Source organism: Hydrogenivirga caldilitoris, assembly GCF_003664005.1.
Taxonomy (GTDB): domain Bacteria; phylum Aquificota; class Aquificia; order Aquificales; family Aquificaceae; genus Hydrogenivirga; species Hydrogenivirga caldilitoris.
Genome location: NZ_RCCJ01000001.1, coordinates 1,482,840 through 1,501,464 on the forward strand (window position 1 = coordinate 1,482,840; position 18,625 = coordinate 1,501,464).

At 46.3% G+C, this 18,625-nt stretch carries 18 protein-coding genes and 1 tRNA gene; 10 read left to right on the forward strand and 9 right to left on the reverse strand.

Annotation, left to right across the window (positions count from 1 at the left end; all coding sequences use genetic code 11):
- Positions 1-111: 111 nt before the first annotated feature.
- Complete coding sequence (locus BCF55_RS08105; protein ID WP_121012598.1) at positions 112-504, forward strand: DUF2203 domain-containing protein; 393 nt, start codon at positions 112-114, stop codon at positions 502-504.
- On the opposite strand, the gene BCF55_RS08110 is transcribed toward BCF55_RS08105, so the two are convergent.
- The 6 genes from BCF55_RS08110 to pheT form a co-directional block, all read right to left on the reverse strand.
- Complete coding sequence (locus BCF55_RS08110) at positions 487-2,121, reverse strand: lytic transglycosylase domain-containing protein (protein ID WP_121012601.1); 1,635 nt, start codon at positions 2,119-2,121, stop codon at positions 487-489. The genes BCF55_RS08105 and BCF55_RS08110 overlap by 18 nt on opposite strands.
- Complete coding sequence (locus BCF55_RS08115; RefSeq protein ID WP_121012604.1) at positions 2,118-2,897, reverse strand: TIGR00282 family metallophosphoesterase; 780 nt, start codon at positions 2,895-2,897, stop codon at positions 2,118-2,120. Before BCF55_RS08115 ends, BCF55_RS08110 begins: the two co-directional genes overlap by 4 nt.
- Before the next feature lie 15 nt (positions 2,898-2,912).
- Positions 2,913-2,996 (reverse strand) — tRNA-Leu (locus BCF55_RS08120).
- 11 nt (positions 2,997-3,007) lie between these two features.
- Positions 3,008-4,654 carry a ribonuclease Y gene (gene rny, locus BCF55_RS08125; protein WP_121012607.1) on the reverse strand — a complete coding sequence of 549 codons (1,647 nt, stop codon included), beginning with the start codon at positions 4,652-4,654 and terminating at the stop codon, positions 3,008-3,010.
- 1 nt (position 4,655) lies between these two features.
- Complete coding sequence (locus tag BCF55_RS08130; RefSeq protein WP_245960421.1) at positions 4,656-5,225, reverse strand: 5-formyltetrahydrofolate cyclo-ligase; 570 nt, start codon at positions 5,223-5,225, stop codon at positions 4,656-4,658.
- Positions 5,226-5,423: 198 nt separating this feature from the next.
- Positions 5,424-7,742, reverse strand: a complete 2,319-nt coding sequence (pheT, locus tag BCF55_RS08135; protein ID WP_121012613.1) for a phenylalanine--tRNA ligase subunit beta — start codon at positions 7,740-7,742, stop codon at positions 5,424-5,426.
- 168 nt (positions 7,743-7,910) lie between these two features.
- On the opposite strand from pheT, the gene BCF55_RS08140 reads away from it, so the two are divergent.
- From BCF55_RS08140 to BCF55_RS08155, 4 genes are read left to right on the forward strand one after another with little or no spacing between them, the layout of a single operon-like run.
- A complete protein-coding gene (locus BCF55_RS08140; protein ID WP_121012616.1) occupies positions 7,911-8,663 on the forward strand; it encodes a carboxypeptidase regulatory-like domain-containing protein in 753 nt (250 codons plus the stop codon).
- 10 nt (positions 8,664-8,673) lie between these two features.
- A complete protein-coding gene (locus BCF55_RS08145; protein ID WP_121012619.1) occupies positions 8,674-9,792 on the forward strand; it encodes a cytochrome-c peroxidase in 1,119 nt (372 codons plus the stop codon).
- A gap of 1 nt (position 9,793) precedes the next feature.
- Positions 9,794-10,813 carry a metallophosphoesterase family protein gene (locus BCF55_RS08150; RefSeq protein WP_121013184.1) on the forward strand — a complete coding sequence of 340 codons (1,020 nt, stop codon included), beginning with the start codon at positions 9,794-9,796 and terminating at the stop codon, positions 10,811-10,813.
- A gap of 16 nt (positions 10,814-10,829) precedes the next feature.
- The gene (locus BCF55_RS08155; protein ID WP_121012622.1) at positions 10,830-11,303 is read left to right on the forward strand and encodes a c-type cytochrome; all 474 of its coding nucleotides are present in this window, start codon (positions 10,830-10,832) and stop codon (positions 11,301-11,303) included.
- Positions 11,304-11,342: 39 nt separating this feature from the next.
- On the opposite strand, the gene BCF55_RS08160 is transcribed toward BCF55_RS08155, so the two are convergent.
- A complete protein-coding gene (locus BCF55_RS08160) occupies positions 11,343-12,251 on the reverse strand; it encodes a sulfite exporter TauE/SafE family protein (RefSeq protein ID WP_121013185.1) in 909 nt (302 codons plus the stop codon).
- Between the two features lie 33 nt (positions 12,252-12,284).
- Between BCF55_RS08160 and BCF55_RS08165 the strand changes: the two genes are divergently transcribed.
- On the forward strand, positions 12,285-12,695 hold the full coding sequence (locus BCF55_RS08165; protein WP_121012625.1) for an NUDIX domain-containing protein: 411 nt from the start codon (positions 12,285-12,287) through the stop codon (positions 12,693-12,695).
- Here the strand turns inward: BCF55_RS08165 and rnr are convergent.
- The gene (gene rnr / locus BCF55_RS08170) at positions 12,667-14,784 is read right to left on the reverse strand and encodes a ribonuclease R (protein WP_121012628.1); all 2,118 of its coding nucleotides are present in this window, start codon (positions 14,782-14,784) and stop codon (positions 12,667-12,669) included. The two genes, BCF55_RS08165 and rnr, sit on opposite strands and share 29 nt — an antisense overlap.
- A gap of 45 nt (positions 14,785-14,829) precedes the next feature.
- Between rnr and BCF55_RS08175 the strand changes: the two genes are divergently transcribed.
- From BCF55_RS08175 to BCF55_RS08190, 4 genes are read left to right on the forward strand one after another with little or no spacing between them, the layout of a single operon-like run.
- Positions 14,830-15,594, forward strand: coding sequence for a motility protein A (locus BCF55_RS08175; protein WP_121012631.1), 765 nt, complete (start codon positions 14,830-14,832; stop codon positions 15,592-15,594).
- A complete protein-coding gene (locus tag BCF55_RS08180) occupies positions 15,594-16,301 on the forward strand; it encodes an OmpA/MotB family protein (protein WP_121012634.1) in 708 nt (235 codons plus the stop codon). The genes BCF55_RS08175 and BCF55_RS08180 overlap by 1 nt, the downstream gene beginning before the upstream one ends.
- Before the next feature lie 8 nt (positions 16,302-16,309).
- Complete coding sequence (locus tag BCF55_RS08185; RefSeq protein ID WP_121012637.1) at positions 16,310-16,984, forward strand: OmpA/MotB family protein; 675 nt, start codon at positions 16,310-16,312, stop codon at positions 16,982-16,984.
- Complete coding sequence (locus BCF55_RS08190; RefSeq protein WP_121012640.1) at positions 16,984-17,259, forward strand: hypothetical protein; 276 nt, start codon at positions 16,984-16,986, stop codon at positions 17,257-17,259. The genes BCF55_RS08185 and BCF55_RS08190 overlap by 1 nt, the downstream gene beginning before the upstream one ends.
- Here BCF55_RS08190 and BCF55_RS08195 read toward each other — a convergent pair.
- Complete coding sequence (locus tag BCF55_RS08195) at positions 17,246-18,625, reverse strand: high affinity choline transporter 1 (RefSeq protein WP_121012643.1); 1,380 nt, start codon at positions 18,623-18,625, stop codon at positions 17,246-17,248. The two genes, BCF55_RS08190 and BCF55_RS08195, sit on opposite strands and share 14 nt — an antisense overlap.

The following is an 18,625-nucleotide window of genomic DNA, read 5'->3' on the forward strand; positions in this document are numbered from 1 at the left end:
ATACCTCCTGAGCTCCTTTCAGAAAAATAAACCCATCTGTTAACCGGAAGTCAAGTATTAAGCTCACAAAAACAAATTGACATATCACTTAATCACCACATATTTAAGAGCATGAAGGTGTTTACCCTTGAAGAAGCGAGGAACCTACTTATAAAGATAAAGCCGATAGTGGAGGATATAAACATAAAGAAGTCTGAACTCTATGAGTTTTATTCCCGTTTGGAGGATGAACAGGACGAGCTAGAAAAGATGTACTATCAAACCAAGGTTAAGGAACTGGAGAGTCTGATAAAGCACGGCTTCTTAAGGATTGAGGAGTTTGGAGGAGTGATAAAGGGTGTGGACCCTATACTCATTGATTTCCTCTCCTACCACGAGGGAAGGTACATATGGCTATGCTGGAAGGAGGATGAGGAAACCATAATGTTCTGGCATGAGCTCAACGATGGCTTTGCTGGAAGGAAACCTGTTGATTACCTAGAAGGCTCAGAGAGGCTCCTTTGAAAGCTTTTCCGAGTAAACGTAGTAAAACCATATAACCCTCTTCACGTACCTTCTTGTTTCATCGTAGGGTATGGTCTCTATAAAAACAAAATCGTCCTCGTACTGTTGCCAGCTCTTTACAGCTCCCTGACCGGCGTTGTAGGAGGCTACAGACCTAACCAAATCCCCGTTCCAGAAATCAAGTAGATATCTCAGATAGGCTACTCCAAGGGTTATATTTGTTTCAATGTCATAAATATCATCATACACAAACCCAATACGCTCAGCCTTCCACCTTGCCGTTGTGTCAAGCAACTGCATAAGCCCCTTTGCATTGGATTTAGAGAGTGCTCTTGTATCAAATAGACTCTCCTGTCTCATAACAGCATAAATAAGCGCCTCTTTAACGGCAAACTTATCAGAAATTCTCTGCACAAGCGGTCTGAAAGGTAAAGGATAGGCTATACCTCTATAAAAAGGGGAGTTAGCCCCGTAATTGCGAGCGGCAACCTTTAGGGCTAGGTACGGGTCAACCTTAAGGATTTCAAGTATATCCTCTGGGAGAAGCTCCTCCGCTCTGTTGAGAGCTTCAAGTCTCATATAGTAATTGAACCCGAGGCTCTGTATACCCAGCAACCTGATACCGAGAGGAGATGGCTTCCCAACGAGCTTAAATTCCCCCTTTTCATACACTGGCAAGCCCAGAAATTTTCTCGCTACGGAGGCGTAGAATCCTTCGTACCTTGCACTCTCCTTTAGATAGTATTCTGCAAGTTCTCTTTCTCCAAGCTTACTTAAGACCTTATACTTCCAGAAGCTCACCTGCGCTCTCTCCATATTTCCTGCTGCAAACCTCTGAGCTTCCGAAAAGTTCTCATAGGCGAGTCTGTATCTTCCGAGAATGAAATCTATGAGCCCCACGCGGAACAGAGATTCAAAGTTATAGCCAGACCTAAGGAAAAACTTCCTTGCCTTCTTTAAGTCTCCCTTAGAAAGAAGATGCCAGGCGTACTTATAATAAAGGTCTTCTCTACCAGCCTGTCTGAGGAAATCCTCTGCCCCCTTCGTATCACCAAGCTTTATATAAACAAGGAGGGCGTAAACCTTCGCCCTATCGTCCTGACAATTGGTCAACTCACCCAAACTCCTCTCATACTCCCTGAGTCTGAAAAGAGACAAGCCCCTATAAAAACAGCTCTCAGATATATTCAGAACTTCCTTGTAAAGTCCCTTTGACAGGAGCCTGCTGTACACCTTCTCCCTTTCCTGCTCATTTAACTCAACCTTTGGCAAAAGCTCTATGGCGTGCTCAGGGAACCTCAGCACAAGGACTTTCTCCTCCAAGCCTAAAGATAGCCACAGCTTTGCAACGGTTTCCCCGTATTCATCTCTAGCGTTATCTAGGTTTATACCGGTAAGTATGAACCTGGCTCTATCCTTATCCCCAGATTCTGCAAGCAATTTAGCAACTTCTACCTTAAGCTCGTCCTTAAAGACAGCGTCTGGATAATTGTTTAATAGAAAAAGACCAACCTTAACATCCTTTGTATCTCTAAACTGTTTGAGAAGCTTATACTCAGCTGGTACTTGAGAGAAAACAAAGGCTGTGAGGAGGAAAAGGACGGGGAGCAGTTTCACTCGTACATCTCCTTTATCCTGCTGATACCCGTAGCTTTACCGCTGGTCTCGTCTATGTCAACACTAACAGCGTTGAAAACAACCTTTTCCTTTTCTTCCACCCTGAACTTACGAGGTAAAGCGTATATGAATCTCTCTATTGGCTCTTTATAATTCATGCCTATTACTGAATACCAAGCTCCCGTCATACCAACATCAGTTACATAGGCAGTGCCGTTCTTTAAAAGGGTCTCGTCAGCTGTGGGAACGTGAGTGTGAGTCCCATAAACCACCGAAGCTCTTCCATCAGCGTATATACCAAAAGCCCACTTCTCAGAAGTTACCTCTGCATGAAAATCCACAAGGACTATATCCACCTCCTTAGAAAGCAACTCGTATATACGGTCAAAAACCCGGAAGGGATTATCCAGATTCGGTTCAAGGAATACCCTACCCATAAGGTTTACAACCCCGAACCTGATATCCCCCTTTTCATAGATACCAAATCCCTTACCTGGTACACCCTCTGGGTAGTTGGCAGGTCTGAGAAGGTCTCCAGCCTTGTCAATGAATTCATATACTTCTTTTTTGTCCCAGATATGATTCCCCGAAGTAAACACGTCTATTCCATAAGACTTAAGCTCCTCATACACCTTCCTGGTTATACCAAACCCTCCAGCTGCGTTTTCCACATTTGCGATAACAACATCAAACTCGCCACCTCTATCTTCAAGGAATCTGCGGACTCCCTTTCGTCCGGGACTGCCTATGATATCACCTACTATCAAAAACCTCATAATTTATTTTTGTAATGCGGGTGGAGGGAGTTGAACCCTCACGCCCTAACGGGCACCGGATCCTGAGTCCGGCGCGTCTGCCAGTTCCGCCACACCCGCGCTAATAATTATTATTTAGCATACTCTACACGTCTTAGCTCTCTAATTACAACTACCTTTATCTGTCCGGGATAGTCCATCTCCTCCTCTATCTTCCTGGCTATATCCTTTGAAAGGATGTAGGCTTCCTCATCGCTTATCTCTTCAGGATTCACTATAACCCTAACCTCTCTTCCAGCCTGGACAGCGTATGCATTAGCAACTCCCTTAAAGGATTTCACTATCTCCTCAAGCTTTTCAAGTCTCTTCAGGTATGCCTCAAGGGTCTCCCTTCTTGCACCGGGTCTCGCTGCGGAGAGAGCGTCTGCTGCACACACCAGAGCAACCTCAGGATACCTAACCGGCTCCTCTTCGTGGTGGGCTTTTATAGCGTTTATGACAGCGTCGGGCTCTCCGTACTTTTTACAGAGTTCCACACCTATATCCGTATGGGAACCTCCAAGCTCATGGGATACGGCTTTACCTATATCATGGAGTAGTCCAGCTCTCTTAGCCAGTTTAGCATCCAGTCCCAACTCCTCAGCCATGAGTCCTGCGAGGTACGCGACCTCCTTAGAATGAAGGAGAACGTTCTGGGAGTAGCTTGTTCTGAAGTAGAGTTTCCCTATATAGTAATGGAGCCCCGGATTTATATCGTGAAGGTCAAGCTCAAAGGCTGTCTCCTCACCCATCTTTCTTATCTTTTCATCCATCTCCTTCTTTACCTCATCCACTATCTCCTCAATCCTTGCAGGATGTATCCTGCCGTCCTCTATTAGCCTTTCAAGAGCCTCCTTTGCTATCTCTCTTCTTAAAGGGTCAAAGGAAGAGATCGTCACAACGTCAGGAGTGTCATCTATTATCAGGTCTACACCGGTAAGGAGCTCAAAGGTCCTTATATTTCTACCTTCCCTTCCTATAATCCTACCCTTAAACTCGTTGCTGGGAAGCTCCACCGAGGTAGTTGTGTAGTTTATGGCTATCTGGGGAGATATCCTCTGAACGGCAGTAGTCACAACCCTCTTTGCCTCAAGTTCTGCCTTCTCCTTTGCCTCCTCCTCTATTCTCTTCATCAGTTTAACCGCCTCTATCCTGCTTTGCTCTTCAACTCTTCTTAGCAGCTCTTCCTTTGCTTCTTCCATAGTCATGGAAGCTATCCTTTGGAGTTCCAAAGTTTCCTGTTCCTTCAGCTTTCTTATCTCCTCCTGCTCCTTAGCCAGACTCTCCTCAAGCTCAAGGATCTCCTTCCGCCTTATCTCAACCTGTCTTTCAAATTCCCTAACCTCTTTCTCCCGTCTGTATATCTCCTCTTCCCTTCTCTCTATGGTCTCCCATTTCCTCTCAAGCTGCCTTTCTTTTGCGAAGAGGTTTTCCTCAAATTCCTTTAGCTCCCTCTTCTTTTCCTCCAGCTCCTTTCTAAGCCTCTCCGCTTCGCGCTGGGCTTGTTCTATTATCCTATGAGCCTTTTCATCAGCCTCCTTCAAAGCCGCTTCAGCCTTTTGCTGAGCCTCTCTTATAAGTTTCAGAGCCTCCTCCTCAGCCCTCTTCAACTCGCTCTCCACGTCAACGCTGATTGGCTTGCCCTGAGGAGTTTCCTTCTTGCCCCTCATCAGGAGAAATACAGCAAGACTACCCACCAGAATTCCAAGTGCTATACCAATCAAAACCAACGGCTCCATTTCAACACCTCCTTATCACTTCCTTTTCTGTAACAACTATGTCAACAGGTTTGTCCCAAGTGTCCCTGGGAACTCTATCAAGCACCTGAAAGGAATAAGCAACCCCAACCTTAGGAGCGCTCACTCTTTCCAGGAGCCTGTCGTAGTAGCCTTTACCAAAACCTATCCTGTACCCATTCACGTCAAAGGCTATTCCTGGCACCACCACCAGATCTAACTCTTCGGGGGTAACACTGATACCATCTTCAGGCTCCAGTATGTTAAAGGCTCCCGTGGAAAGACAGGTAAGGTTGTTTACCTCCAGCAGGAGGAGCTCGTCCTCTTCTACCTTCGGAAGTACAAGCTTTTTTCCCTGTGAGAAAAGCTGGTCAAAGAGAGGTGTAAGGTCAGGCTCCCCTTTAATGGGGCAGTACAGAAGAACCCTGTTCGCATGCCTAAACTCGGGCAGTGTCCTTAGCCCTGCCCTTATACGCTCATCGTAGGAGGACTTCAGCTCTGAAGGCAGAGTAACCCTTTTACTTAAGAGTTCCCTTCTTATATCTCTCTTTGTCTCTACCAATTCTTCTTCCACCTCCTGTTTCCAGGAGGAGAAGGCAAGTGGTGTTAAGGACCCACCCTGCCGTGACCTCCAGAGACTTCGTGGGCCTCTCGTCCTAAGGTGGGTACCCTCTCGGAGAGCCTTTAAAGACACCCCCGAAGCCGGGTTCCCTTACAGCCCACTTGTAGGCCCCATTGATTATCCCTGGGCCACGCACAGGGCAGGAGGTCTTTATCTTATTTCAACCTGCAGCTCTTCTCTCAACCTCCTAACCAGCTGATCAATTAACTCGCTTACCTCCTCGCTTGAAAGACTTCCCTTCAGGCTCCTGAAGGTAATCCTAACACCTACACTCTTCTTGCCTTCCCCTACCTTGGCATCCGCATAAAGGTCAAACACCATAACATCTTCCACCAAATCTCTAAGCTGAGATTTAATCTCATTTAATAATTTACTCACCGAGAGGTTTTTGTCCATAACAAAAGCTAAATCCCTTATAACCGGAGGAAACTTGGATAGAGGGCTGTACTGAGGTAGAACAGACCTTGTAAAGGGCTCAAGTTTTAGCTCGCACAATACCGGCTCTCCTCTGAGCTCAAGCTTCTGGGTCAACTCAGGGTGGAGCTTACCTACAAAACCCACCCTTTTACCATCAAACACAAGCTCAGACTGAACGTGGGGATGCAAAAATTCAAACCCTGAAGGCTCCAACTCAAAAGGTAACCCCTTACTCTCAAAGATACCTTGTACAACCCCAAGGAGACGAAGAGGGTCCCACGACTCCCCAGGGTAATCATTTACAGAACCCTTCACAAGGATACCGAGTCTATCCTCTTCACCTTCCCTAAAGAATACCTTCCCCAGCTCAAATATAGCCAGGTCATAGTTATAGTGGCTGTCGTTAAATTTCGCCACCCGCAGAAGGGAAGGGATAAGAGAGCTTCTCATAAACCTCTGGGTGGGAACGAGAGGATTAAGTATGTCAACCGCAGGTTTATCCAAGCCCAGGAGGTTATAAAGGTCTTCCTCCTCATAGGAGATGTTTATTACTTCACTCAAACCTTTATCTATTAAGTACTTTTTAATCTCCAGGTACTCATCCCTCCAGAGCTTTCCTGTTAAGGGTAACTTTAATGTATCCGAGGCATAGTAATCGTAGCCTTTCACTCTCATAAGCTCTTCAATTATGTCAACGTCACGGTCCAGGTCAAAGCTCCTATGGGAAGGGATTAAAACCTCAATACCGCATCTTTTTATCTCGTGAGGTATCTCAAGAGCTGAAAGTATTGAAGAGGCTTCTTCATTCTTGTAGCTCTCCCCCGCGTACCTCATGAACTTTCCCATAGACAGAAATACCTTCTTGGGCTCGTACCTCTCCACATACAGGTCTTTTACTGCCGAGACCTCACCCCCTGCGGTTTTCAAGATATAGTCAACGGCTATATCCTGGGCTTTATCTACCCTTTCAATATCTACATTCCTTTCAAATCTGTAGCTGCTATCCGTTTGGATGCCCAGCTTTTTGGAGGACCTCCTTATACGGGAAGGCTCAAAATAGGCTGCCTCCAGGAGAACGTTCTTCGTGCTTTCCACTACGCCTGTATCAAGCCCTCCCATAACACCCGCAACAGCAACAGGTCTTGAGCTGTCTGCTATGACAAGGACACACTCCTCAAGCTCCCTTTTTTCCCCATCCAAGGTTGTTATTGTCTCCCCCTTCCTTGCACTCCTTACCACTATGCCTCCTTCTAGCTTGTCAAGGTCAAAAGCGTGTAAGGGTTGTCCCTCCTGGAGGAGAACGTAATTGGTAACATCCACGATGTTGTTTATACACCTGAGTCCTGATTGCCACAGTCTCTTTCTTATGCTGATAGGGGAGGGCTTAACGCTGACACCTTTAATAACTACACCCCGATAACGTTTACAGTCCCTATCCTCTATAGATATTTTCAGGTCTCCAAACTCTTGAAAGGTTTTGGTTTCGGTTGCCTTCTTGGTGAGACCAAGTAGGGCACTCAGGTCTCTTGCGAGCCCCCTTACGCTTAGCACGTCTCCCCTGTTAGGGGTTATGTCAAGCTCCAAAATCTTCTCACCGAAACCCAGTAACTCTCCAGCATCCGTTCCCGGTCTTATATACTCGTCAAAGCTAAGAACACCTTCGCTGTGCTCCTCAAGTCCAAGCTCCTGGGCGGACAGCAACATACCCTCAGATGGAATACCCTCAAACTCTCTCTTGGTTATACATCTGTCGCCCACTTTGGAGTTAGGCAGGGCAACCACAACAACCTTGCCTTCGGAGAGGGTTAGGTCTCCGGTAACAACTGTTATACTCATACCCTCTGCAACTTCCACCCTTACGATGCACAGCTTTTTATTCTTGGGGTGGGGTTTAGTTTCAAGTATCTTTCCAAAGACAACGCCATCAAGTTCAAGCCCAAATTTTTCAACTGTGGTTTCCACACTTTTTAGGGAGAGTTCCTGAGCTACCTCTTCAGGAGCAAGACCTTCAAGCTCAACAAACTCAGAAAGCCAGCTAAAGGGAATTCGCATAATCTTGTTATTTTAACAGAGGAATGCTAAATCATATAACTGCTAAAGAATATTAATTAGTAAGAATTTATAAAACTCTTTTATGAACTTCATAAAGAATTTTTATTGCGAATTATTATCAGTTATGCATATTATCATAACAAGAATAGATATCAGGAGGGTGGCAACATGAAAGAAGTTAAGGCGGCACTCGTAGCGACTCTTTTATCCTTGTCTGCCACGGCGATGTCCGTAGAAGAGAAAGGGCACTACAAGTTCAGGTACGTAAAGCATTTCCAAAGCTCTGTGACCCTTGCAAAAGCCACAAGTTCGGGAATCGTTGAAGGTAAGGTCGTTTACGTGGGTAAGAGGAAGCTGGAGAACAGGAAAAAACTTATAACAAAGGATAAGGAAGTGTGTGGAACAGGTTACAAGATTGATGAAGTTTACGTTGTATCCGATGAAGGTGGTGTTAAAAACGCCGTCGTATTCATTGAGGGAGCGGGAAATCCCCCCAAAGAAACCGTAAAGCTCGTACAGGAGAAGTGTGAATTCCATCCCAGGGTCATAGCTATGGGTGCAGGGTCCACGCTGGAGGTGGTAAACAACGACACAGTAAAACATGAGGCTAACGGTGTGCAAGACTTTGAAACCATATTTCAGCTATCACAGCATAAGAAGGGTATGGTTGACAGGGTTGAGCTAAAAAAGCCCGGAGTGGTTGAGGTAACCTGCAACATACACGGGTGGATGAAAGCTTGGGCTGTGGTTATAGACAGCCCATACTACGCGGTAACCGATGAGAAGGGGAGCTTCAAGATAAGTGGATTACCTCCGGGAAACTACAAGCTCAGGCTATGGCACGAAGGTTTTGGAGAGAAAGCCCTTAACGTGAAGGTAGAAGAGGGTAAGCCCACAAGCGTAGTCTTTGAGCTCAGGTAGGAGGGTAGAAATGAAAAAGGGTATTCTTTTTGCCTCTCTGGTAGGCATACTTTTCACACTCGGAAGCGCAGATTCAGCTAAAAGACCTAACATAAGTCCTTTACCAGACAAGCCACCAGAACCCAAAGATAATCCGAGCACACCTGTTAAGGTAGAGCTTGGCAAACTCTTGTATTTTGACCCGAGGCTCTCCGGAGATGGAAGTACCTCCTGTGCTACATGCCACGACCCTAACCAGGGATGGGCAAAGAAGAGGTTTATGTCTCCAGCCTATCCCGAGAACAAACATTTCAGACACTCACCTACGGTACTGAACGCAGCATACAACACCCTCATGTTTTGGGATGGAAGGGCAAAAAGCCTTGAAGAACAGGCAAAAGGTCCAATAAAGTCTCCCTTTGAGATGAACCTAAACTATGACCTCTTGGAAGAGAGGCTGAAGAAGATACCCAAGTACCGTGAGCTTTTTTCACGAGCTTTCCCTGGGGAGAAGAATCCGGTGAACATAGAGAACGTAGTCAAAGCCATAGCAGCCTTTGAAAGGACCATCGTATGTAACGACTCTCCCTTTGACCTATACATGAAGGGAGACAAGAAGGCCATGGACGAGGTTCAGGTAAAAGGAATGGAACTGTTCGTAGGAAAGGCGGGCTGCGTACAATGCCATAACGGTCCTAACTTTACAGACAACAAATTTCACGTAACTGGAGTACCAAAGAACAGAGTTGAAGATGAAACCCTCGTGAGGGTAACAAGAAACTTCGTTTTAAGGGAGCACGGTTTTAAAGACCCGGATAAGATAGACAGAGACCTGGGAAGGTACTTCATAACTAAAGATGAGAGAGATAAGGGCTCCTTTAAGACACCGACGCTTAGGAACGTATCCCTTACTCCACCCTATATGCATAACGGCGTATTCAAGAGTTTGAGGGAGGTGGTTGAGTTCTACAACCAGGGAGGCGGAAATGTTCCCAACAAGGACCCGCTGTTAAAACCCCTGAACCTGAGTGAGGAAGAAAAGGAAGCCCTTGTGGCTTTCCTTGAAGCTTTGACCTGCAACACGGTTCCTCAGGTAGAGGAGCCTGAACTTCCAAATTATGAAGGAGAAACTGCAAAGGGAGGTGGTTGATATGAAGATAAGCAGGCGTCAACTCATCAAGGTATCAGCAAAAGCTGGTATGGCAGCATTCACCGCTTCTGCCCTATCACCGCTTATGGGTGTGGTGAATGTGGTGGAGGCAAAAAGCTCCAGAAAGAGCAAGATAAGCCCCTTTAATTTTGTGGTAATAGGGGACACTCACCTCTATGAAATGCCCGACCACAGGTTTGATAAAACCTTCTCCAGAGCTATTAACGACATACTTAATATGAACCCTAAGCCAGACTTCGTCCTCTTTATAGGAGACCTTGCCCAATTCGGGAAGGTAGCTGAACTTGAAAAGGGAAAAAGGTTCTTGGATAAGCTTGATAAAGCCGGCATAAAGTACTTCATAATCCCTGGCGAGCATGACTGGTACCTTGACATGGGGGAGACCTGGAGAAAGATGTTTGGAAAACCATACTGGAGCTTTAATCACAGAGGGGTTCATTTCATAGGTATGAACTCCATACTGGTGAGAGACTACTGGACTGCACGGAATATGTCTCCCGAAGAGAGGATGCTTGCCATAGCAGAACTTGAATGTCATATATGCGGGCTGTGGGGTGTAAGGGAAGAACAGCTTGAGTGGCTTGAAAGAGATGTTAAAAACCTCAGCCCAGATACACCTGTTGTTGTGTTCACCCACTCACCTCTCTGGAATTACTACCCAAGGTGGAACTTTCAGACGGAGGACGCCCCACAGATTAGGGAGATCCTTTCCAAGTTTGAAAAGGTGATAGCCATCCACGGACACGTCCATCAGGTTGTCTACAACAAAACAGGAAACATGGTCCACATAGGAAACCTTGCAACAGCTTGGCCCTGGCCCTACCCACCTGTTGAACTTCCCTATCCCAAGATAAGGATGCTTAGGGTTGACCCAGGTGATATATACGATGGTGTTGGCTTTGCAAGCACTTACATAGACGATACCTTCCTGGGAAAGATGAGGTATCACACCTGGGCTGAGCTTATACCTGACGATTTGAAGGATGGTGTTCCACTTTGATTAGGGAGGTGGTGATATGAGAGTCTTAAAGGCAGGATTCATCTTGGGCGCTGGCGTTTTGGCGGGGCTTTCCATAAGCCTCTTTATGAACGTAGCTGAAGCAAGGAAACCCTTCTCTCAGCAAGACCTAAAGCTGATGAATGAGGAACTATTAGCTCTCGTGAAGAAGGGAGATCAGCTCTGGCACGACCCAAAGCTTGGTAAGAATGGGCTTACCTGTGCCAACTGTCACCCAGATGGGGCAAACTCAAATCCTCACACCTTTCCAAAGTTTCAGGACAACGTTGGCAAAGTTGCAACCCTAAGGGAGATGATAAACTGGTGCATAAAGAAACCCCTGGAGGGAAAGGAACTTCCTGAAGACAGTGAAGAGATGAAAGCTCTTGAAGCTTATGCGATTTACATGTACCGTGGATATCCTCTCAAGCCTGGAGATAATACGAGAGAGTATCCACCTGTAAAGGTAGAATCTGGTGCAGGTTACCCCTAAAGCCTCTTGGCTCCTCCTGTGGGGAGCCGCTCCTACTTTCTAAAGGAGCCTTATACCGAAAGTTCTTTCAATCCAGGCTCCAAGTGTGTACCCGAAACCTATGTACAGGAGTAAAATTCCAAGAGCGAGCCTCAGTTTTCGCTCTTTCAAGACTCGTGAGAGATGGGGACCGAGGAGTGAGCCGGTCATAACCCCAAGAACCTCTATAACAAGAAGCTGTAGGTCTATCTTTGCACCAAGATTAAGATAGTTTCCGGCACTAACGGTCATCGTTACAAGTATGGATAGAGCACTCGTGCCGGGAACGAGGAACATGGGCAAACCCATAACCGATACCATAAAAGGTACAAGGAGAAAGCCACCCCCCACACCAAGGGCGGAGGATATCACTGCAACAACAAAACCAGCAACAATCGGAGTTATCGGATTGAAAGTGTAGCTGGCTCCTAAAAACGCAAGCTCTACTCTGAAGAGTGAAACACCCCTGGTCCTCAGATCCGACCTTCCCTTCTCTTCTATCCTTTTCTCCACGTCTCTTATATCCTTACCCTTACTGAAAACGTCGTAAAAAACCTTAAAAGCCACCACAAGTGTAAACAAACCAAAGATTGGTTTATAGCTCTTTAAGTCTGGCAGGAACTTGTAGGATAAGGTTGAACCCACAAAAGCTCCTATTATGCTGCCTATACCCAAGAGGAAACCGAGGATAAAAATAACCCTCCTCTGCTTCCAGTAGGAGGGGACGGATATGAGGGTTGAGGTGAGAATGAGGAGCTGGTTCATCAGCTTTATGCTGTTAGCCTGAGGGATTCCAAAGATTGATATATGTCCAACACCTGCGAGTATACCACCCGCTGCCCCCACGGTGGAAAAGACGAGACCCACGAAGAAACTCCATAGAAGTGCAAGGAGCGGGTTTATCTCCACGCCGAATAGCTCTGAAAGCATGGAATACAATTTTAAATCCATAATATAACAACCATGGGTGTAAAGACACCTTACCTTGCCACCGATGTGGTTATAAGGTTGTGGAAGAAGGGGGGCTTCAGGGGGATAGTCCTGATAGAGAGAAAGAACCCTCCCGTGGGGTTGGCTCTTCCAGGAGGCTTCGTAGAGGTTGGAGAATCCGTTGAGGAAGCTGCGGTCAGGGAGGTAAGGGAGGAAACAGGGCTTGAGGTAAAGTTATCTGGGCTGTTAGGGGTTTACTCCAAACCTAACAGGGACCCAAGGTTTCATGTGGTTTCCGTTGTATTCGTCGGAGACGCTGAAGGAGAGCCAAAGGCAGGAAGCGATGCAAAGGTGGTAAAAATCTTTAAGCTTGAGGATATACCCCTTGAAAGGTTGGTTTTTGACCACAGAGAGATCATTCTTGACTTTCTTCGGCGAGCGTAAGCTCTATCTTGCCCCTTTCCTCATCAACAGCCAAGACCTTTACCTTGACCACATCCCCAAGCCTGTAAACTTTTCCCGTTCTTACACCAACGAATCTATGGGCTGGCTCGTCAAACACGTAGTCGTCATCTGTGAGGGTGTTTATCCTCACGAGACCTTCAACCAAGGTTTCTCTGAGCTCCACAAAGAAGCCGAACTGCACTACACCCGTTATGACTCCTTCAAAGACCTCTCCCAGTCTTGAGCGCATATAGCGAGCCTTCAGTATATCTATAGCTTCCCACTCAACCTCATCAGCAAGCCTCTCCTGAGCAGACAGGTGTTCTCCAGCTTCTTCTAAGTACTCAATGAGCTGGTCGTAGTTTACCTCCTCGCCCCTTAGGGATAACTTCAGGAGCCTGTGAACTATGAGGTCCGGGTATCTCCTTATGGGAGAGGTAAAGTGGGCATAATGTTCCGAGGCAAGCCCAAAATGACCGAGGTTGTGGGGGCTGTACTTAGCTCTACTCATAGCACGGAGGGTCAAAAACCTAACTAGCTGTTCTTCAGGTTTTCCCTCAAAGTCCTCTATTATCTTCTGAAAGAATTTGGGTGTAAACTCCTTCGGTTTTTTGACCGAATAACCGAGACCGTTCAGAATCTCCAAGAGGTTCTCCACCCTTTCTTCATCGGGAGGTTCATGAATACGATAAAGGCAAGGATAACCAACGTTTTCAAGGTGTAAAGCGACGGTTTCATTGGCGGATATCATAAACTGCTCTATTATTCTGTGAGCAACGTGTCTTTCATAAGGAACCACAGCAGTTGGTTCTCCATATTCGTCAACTATCACCTCAGCCTCAGGCAAGTCAAAGTCTATGCTCCCCTTTTCCCATCTCCTTCTACTGAGGACTCTGTAAAGGTCCTCCATCATTCGCAAGGGTTCAACCACATGGGGAAACTTATCCTCAAGGGCAGGGTCTCCCACGATTATAGAGAGAGCCTCATTGTAGGTGAGCCTTGCTTTGCTCCTTATTACACTTTCGTAAACGTCATATGAAACCAGTTCACCCCTCTCATCAAAAACCATCTCACAGGTGAAGGCGAGCTTATCTTCATTGGGTCTTAGGCTGCATAATCCCGCAGATAGCTTCTCAGGAAGCATGTGAAGTGCCCTGTCAGGTAGATAGAAGGTGAAACCCCTCTTGTAGGCTTCTTCGTCAAGGGCTGTACCAGGCTTAACATAATAAGAAACATCGGCTATATGGACAAAGAGCCTGTAATATCCCTCTTCTGTTCTCTCAATAGCAACGGCATCGTCAAAGTCTCTAGCCTTTTCAGGGTCTATAGTAAAACATACCTGTTCCCTGAGGTCCCTACGTCTGGCTATTTCTTCCTCAGGTATTTCCTCAGATAACCGCTCTACTTCTTCAAGAACCTCAGATGGGTAATCTGTAGGCAGGTTGTACTTCTTTATGAGGAGGTCTATCGCCAAGAACCTCTCTTCAGGATGTCCTATAACCTCTTTTACCTTAACCCGAGCAGGAGACTTCCCGTTAGGGAAGGTAGTAATCTTAGCTACTACCACGGTTCCGTCTTTGTATCTTTCACACTCTTTATTAGAGAGTAAGAAAGTTATGTGGGTATTTTGGTCTAAAGGCTCAAGCAAACATCGCTTTTTGTCCCTTTTAACCTTTCCAACAACCTCGTGTCTTGCTCTCTTTAGTACTCTTTCTATCCTAACCTCTTTCTTTCCCTTAAACTCAACTACCCTTGCCTTGACCACATCTCCAGCAAGAACCTTTTGAAGCTCAAAGGGAGGTATGTATATGTCCTTTTCCCTACCTTCTACTTCAAGAAAACCAAAGCCTGCCGGATATGGTATGACCTTACCAACTATCTCTTCCTCTTCACTGTACATGAATTTACCGTTTACAACCTTAACCTTGCCAGCCTTTTTAAGGCTTTTGAGTATCTTTTTAAGGACCTTTCTCTGCTTCTTATCTATACCCAAGAGTTTAGCCAATTGGAGAAAAGCAAACGGCTTTTTCTTGCTCCTTAGTAAGCTGATTACTTCCTTCTCGCTTATTAACTTTTCTTTTTCCTCCATGTGCTTTAAATTATAGGGTATCTTCCGATTTATTAACTCAGTGAGATGGACCCAGGAGCATTAATAGGGATAGGCGGAGCCTTTATAATGATCGTTATCGCCATAGTTATTGGCGGTAGTCCGGCTGCCTTTATAAACATACCCTCCATATTCATAGTTGTTGGGGGAGGTATGGCAGCAACGATGGGAGGTTTTCCCCTAAAGGAGTTTATAAGAGGTGTAGCCTCTATAAAGGATGCTTTTTTATGGAAACCTCCGGATGCGATGGAAACGGTTGAATTCCTCTCAGAGATCGCCACAAAGGTTAGGAGAGAGGGCATACTTGCCCTTGAGTCTGAGATAGAGCTTTACTACGAGAGAGACCCCCTTCTCGGAGATATGATAAGGATGCTCGTTGACGGACTTGAGCTTGAGGAGATAAAGATAAGTGCGGAAGGTGCCATAGCTCAGCTTGAAGATAAACTTGGAACTAACGTTGCCGTATGGGAAAGACTGGGAGACCTCTTCCCGGCTTTTGGGATGATAGGTACATTGATAGGCTTGATACAGATGCTAAAGAACTTGAATGACCCTTCCGCCCTAGGACCGGGAATGGCCGTTGCTCTGATAACAACCCTGTACGGAGCTATTCTCGCTAACGCTTTCGCTATACCTATTGCCACAAAACTCAAAAAGGTGAAGAATACGGAGATCCTCTTCAAAACCATATACCTTATGGCTATTGAGGGTATTCAGAAAGGTGTAAACCCCAACATACTCAGGCAGGAGCTTTCTATAATGCTCGGGCTTGAGGTCACCGAGGAAGTCTGATGGCTACCAGGAAGAGGCCGGAGGAGTGCCCAAAACCTCCAGCCTGGCTTACCTCTTTCGGGGATTTGATGTCTCTACTCCTGACCTTCTTTATACTCCTTTACTCTATGAGTATCATATCCTTGGAAAAGTTCTACCAGGTTTTGAAGGGTCTCGTGGAAGCTTTTGGTGGGAGGCAGGTTGTTTTTGCTGAAGGTGGGGCACTTAAAGCTTCCCGAATACCTGTACAGTTTGAAAACATGCACTACAGAGTTAAGAAGTTTGCAGAGCTGAAAAAAGAGATAACCCAAATAAAGAAAGAGCTTATGGGAATGGGGATAGAGGCTGACTATCTGGTCACGGGAACCTGCATGAAACTCAGGGTAAATACGAGTAAGCTCTTCCCCCTTGGCAGTGAGGAACCCTATCCCCAGGCTAAGGAACTTTTCCTGAACATGTGCACAAGATTGAAACCCTTTTCTCTACCCATAACCTTTGAAGGCTATACGGACAGTATGCCTGTATCAAATCCAAGGTTTCCTTCCAACTGGGAGCTATCTGCCATGAGAGCCGTAAGCGTTTTGAAGTTGTTTGCCAGCTGTGGATATCCCCAGGAGATACTCTCAGCGGTGGGGCGCGGAGAATACCATCCTATAGCTCCCAACGACACACCAGAAAATAGAGAGAAGAATAGGAGGATAGAGTTTTGTATAAAACTGAACCCGTGAGGTGAAGTATGGCTTTTAAGAAGAAGGAAGAGTGTCCGAAACCTCCAGCCTGGCTTACCTCCTTCAGCGACCTGATGTCTTTGCTTTTAACCTTCTTCATTCTCATATACGCGATGAGTAGCCTTGATGTTGCCCAGCTTGAGAGATTTATATCCTACTTCCAGCCGGAGAGAAAGATGTTTGTAAGAAAGACCTCAATACTACCGCCAATCGCTCCCCCTCCGAAAGAGGTTGCCCTTCAGATAAAAAGAAGGGTCCAGAAAGTCCTCCCACCATGGGCTTTCCAGATAGTTATAACCGCTGACTTTGTCAAGCTAAGGCTCTTTGACAAGGTCTTCTTTGAAGATGGTGCTTACCAGCTTACCCCAAAAGCCCAACAGGCACTGACCGAGGTTGCAGGTGTTCTTAAAAAACTCCCTGAAGATGCTTACATAAGGGTTGAGGGACACGTGAGCAGTTTGGTTGACGTGAAAGGAGCGGTAGTCAGAGACAGGTGGGAGCTGTCCGTTAGAAGGGCTACGGAGGTCGTGAGATTTTTACAGACTCAGGGTATTGAACCAGATAGGTTATCTGCAGCCGGGTACGGCGATACGAAACCCCTCTATACTTGGAAACAACCCATCCTATTGGAGAGGAACAACAGAGTTGAGATATACATAAACCTGAGCAAACCGAAAGAGTGATGAGGATATACCTAACTATCCTGTTTATCGTTAGCTTCGCTTTGGCGGAGGACGTGTGCAAGAAAGTTTCCAGATATGCCGTGGAGTGCTTTGAAAAGAAGAGCAGGGGAGAGCTTAAAAGCTGTGAAAAGGTTGAGCCTGAAAGCGGGAACGAGGCTATTAGGAAGCTCTACAAAAAAGCGTGCAATTACGGTTGTATTTCGGAGAGTCTTTATGAGGCAAACATGGTTGCAGACCTAATTTACGATGAATGCACAAAGCTCATCGGTTTCTGAAGAGCTTAAAGAGGAGGCTCACCACGGTGTAGGCGACAAAACTTGCAAAGAAGCCAGATATCAGAGCGAACTCACTCTTTAGAATATACTCCATGTAGACCCAGAGGAGAAAACCAGACAGGATCGATGCAAACGCCGAGTAGGGATTAGAACCTTTAAAATGAAGGGCAGCAACGAGGGGAACAAAGAGGGATACAAGGCTGAGGGCGGAAGAGCTACCTACAAGGTGGTATATGGAATCTCCGGAAAGGGCAAAGGCGAGGGATACAAGGGACACAATTAACACACAGAACCTCGTGAGCCAGAGAAAACCTTTATCTGTGAGTCCTCTCAGGAGGGGTTTGAATACGTTTTCGCTCAGAAGTGATGCCGGAGCAAGTATGGCAGCGCTCGCCGTACTCATGATAGCTGAAAGAAGGGCTCCGAAAAAGAGTATCTTAACGGGGAAGCTGGAGTACTCCAGTATCATGGTGGGAAGCATAAGCTGGGGATCAGAGCTCACAAGCTCAGGGTACTTAACCCTTGCAAAGACAGCCAGAACGAGAGGTATCATGGCAACCGTAAGGTACATAAAGCCCGCAAGAATTGAAGCGACAACCGCAACCCTTTCACTCTTAGCAGACATAAGCCTCTGAAACACATCCTGCTGGGGGATAGAGCCGAGACCGATCGTTATCCAGGCTGATACGTAAAGAAGAACGTCCTTCAGTGTCGGCTCTGGGAAAAACCTGTAGTAATCCATCGGCTGAGAGGCAAGGACTGGAAGCACCTGAGAAAAACCAGAGGAAACTTCATAGAGAACCGCAAGGAGACCGAATATTATCATCAGGGTTTGAAAGAAGTCCGTGAGAGAAACAGCCCACATCCCCCCCATAAAGGTGTAAAGGAGAGCCACCCCGAAGCCCACAAGTATGCCTACCGAATGAGGTACACCAAGAATGAGGTGGAGAATTATACCCACCGCAACCATCTGAGCTGCTATCCAACCGAAGTAAGAAAAAACCATCATGAGGCTTGCGAGAATTTCAACCTTCCTGCCGTAGGCGTTACGGTAAAGGTCTCCTATGGTAAGGAGGTTCATTCTGTACAGCTTCTTCGCAAAGAAGAGACCTATAAGTATCAGGCACAGAGAAGCTCCGAATGGGTCCTCTATTACACCGTAGAGTCCCTCACTCGCCATAACCGAGGAGGCTCCGAGAACAGTCTCAGAACCAAACCAGGTGGCAAAGGAGACAAAGGTGACCATGTAGAGGGGTAGGCTCCTGCCCGCAAGGATAAAATCCCTTGAGTTTTTAACGAGGGTGCTTGCAAAAACACCTATGAGTATGGTTCCAAGTATGTAGAGGACTATGAACCCCAGCAGCAC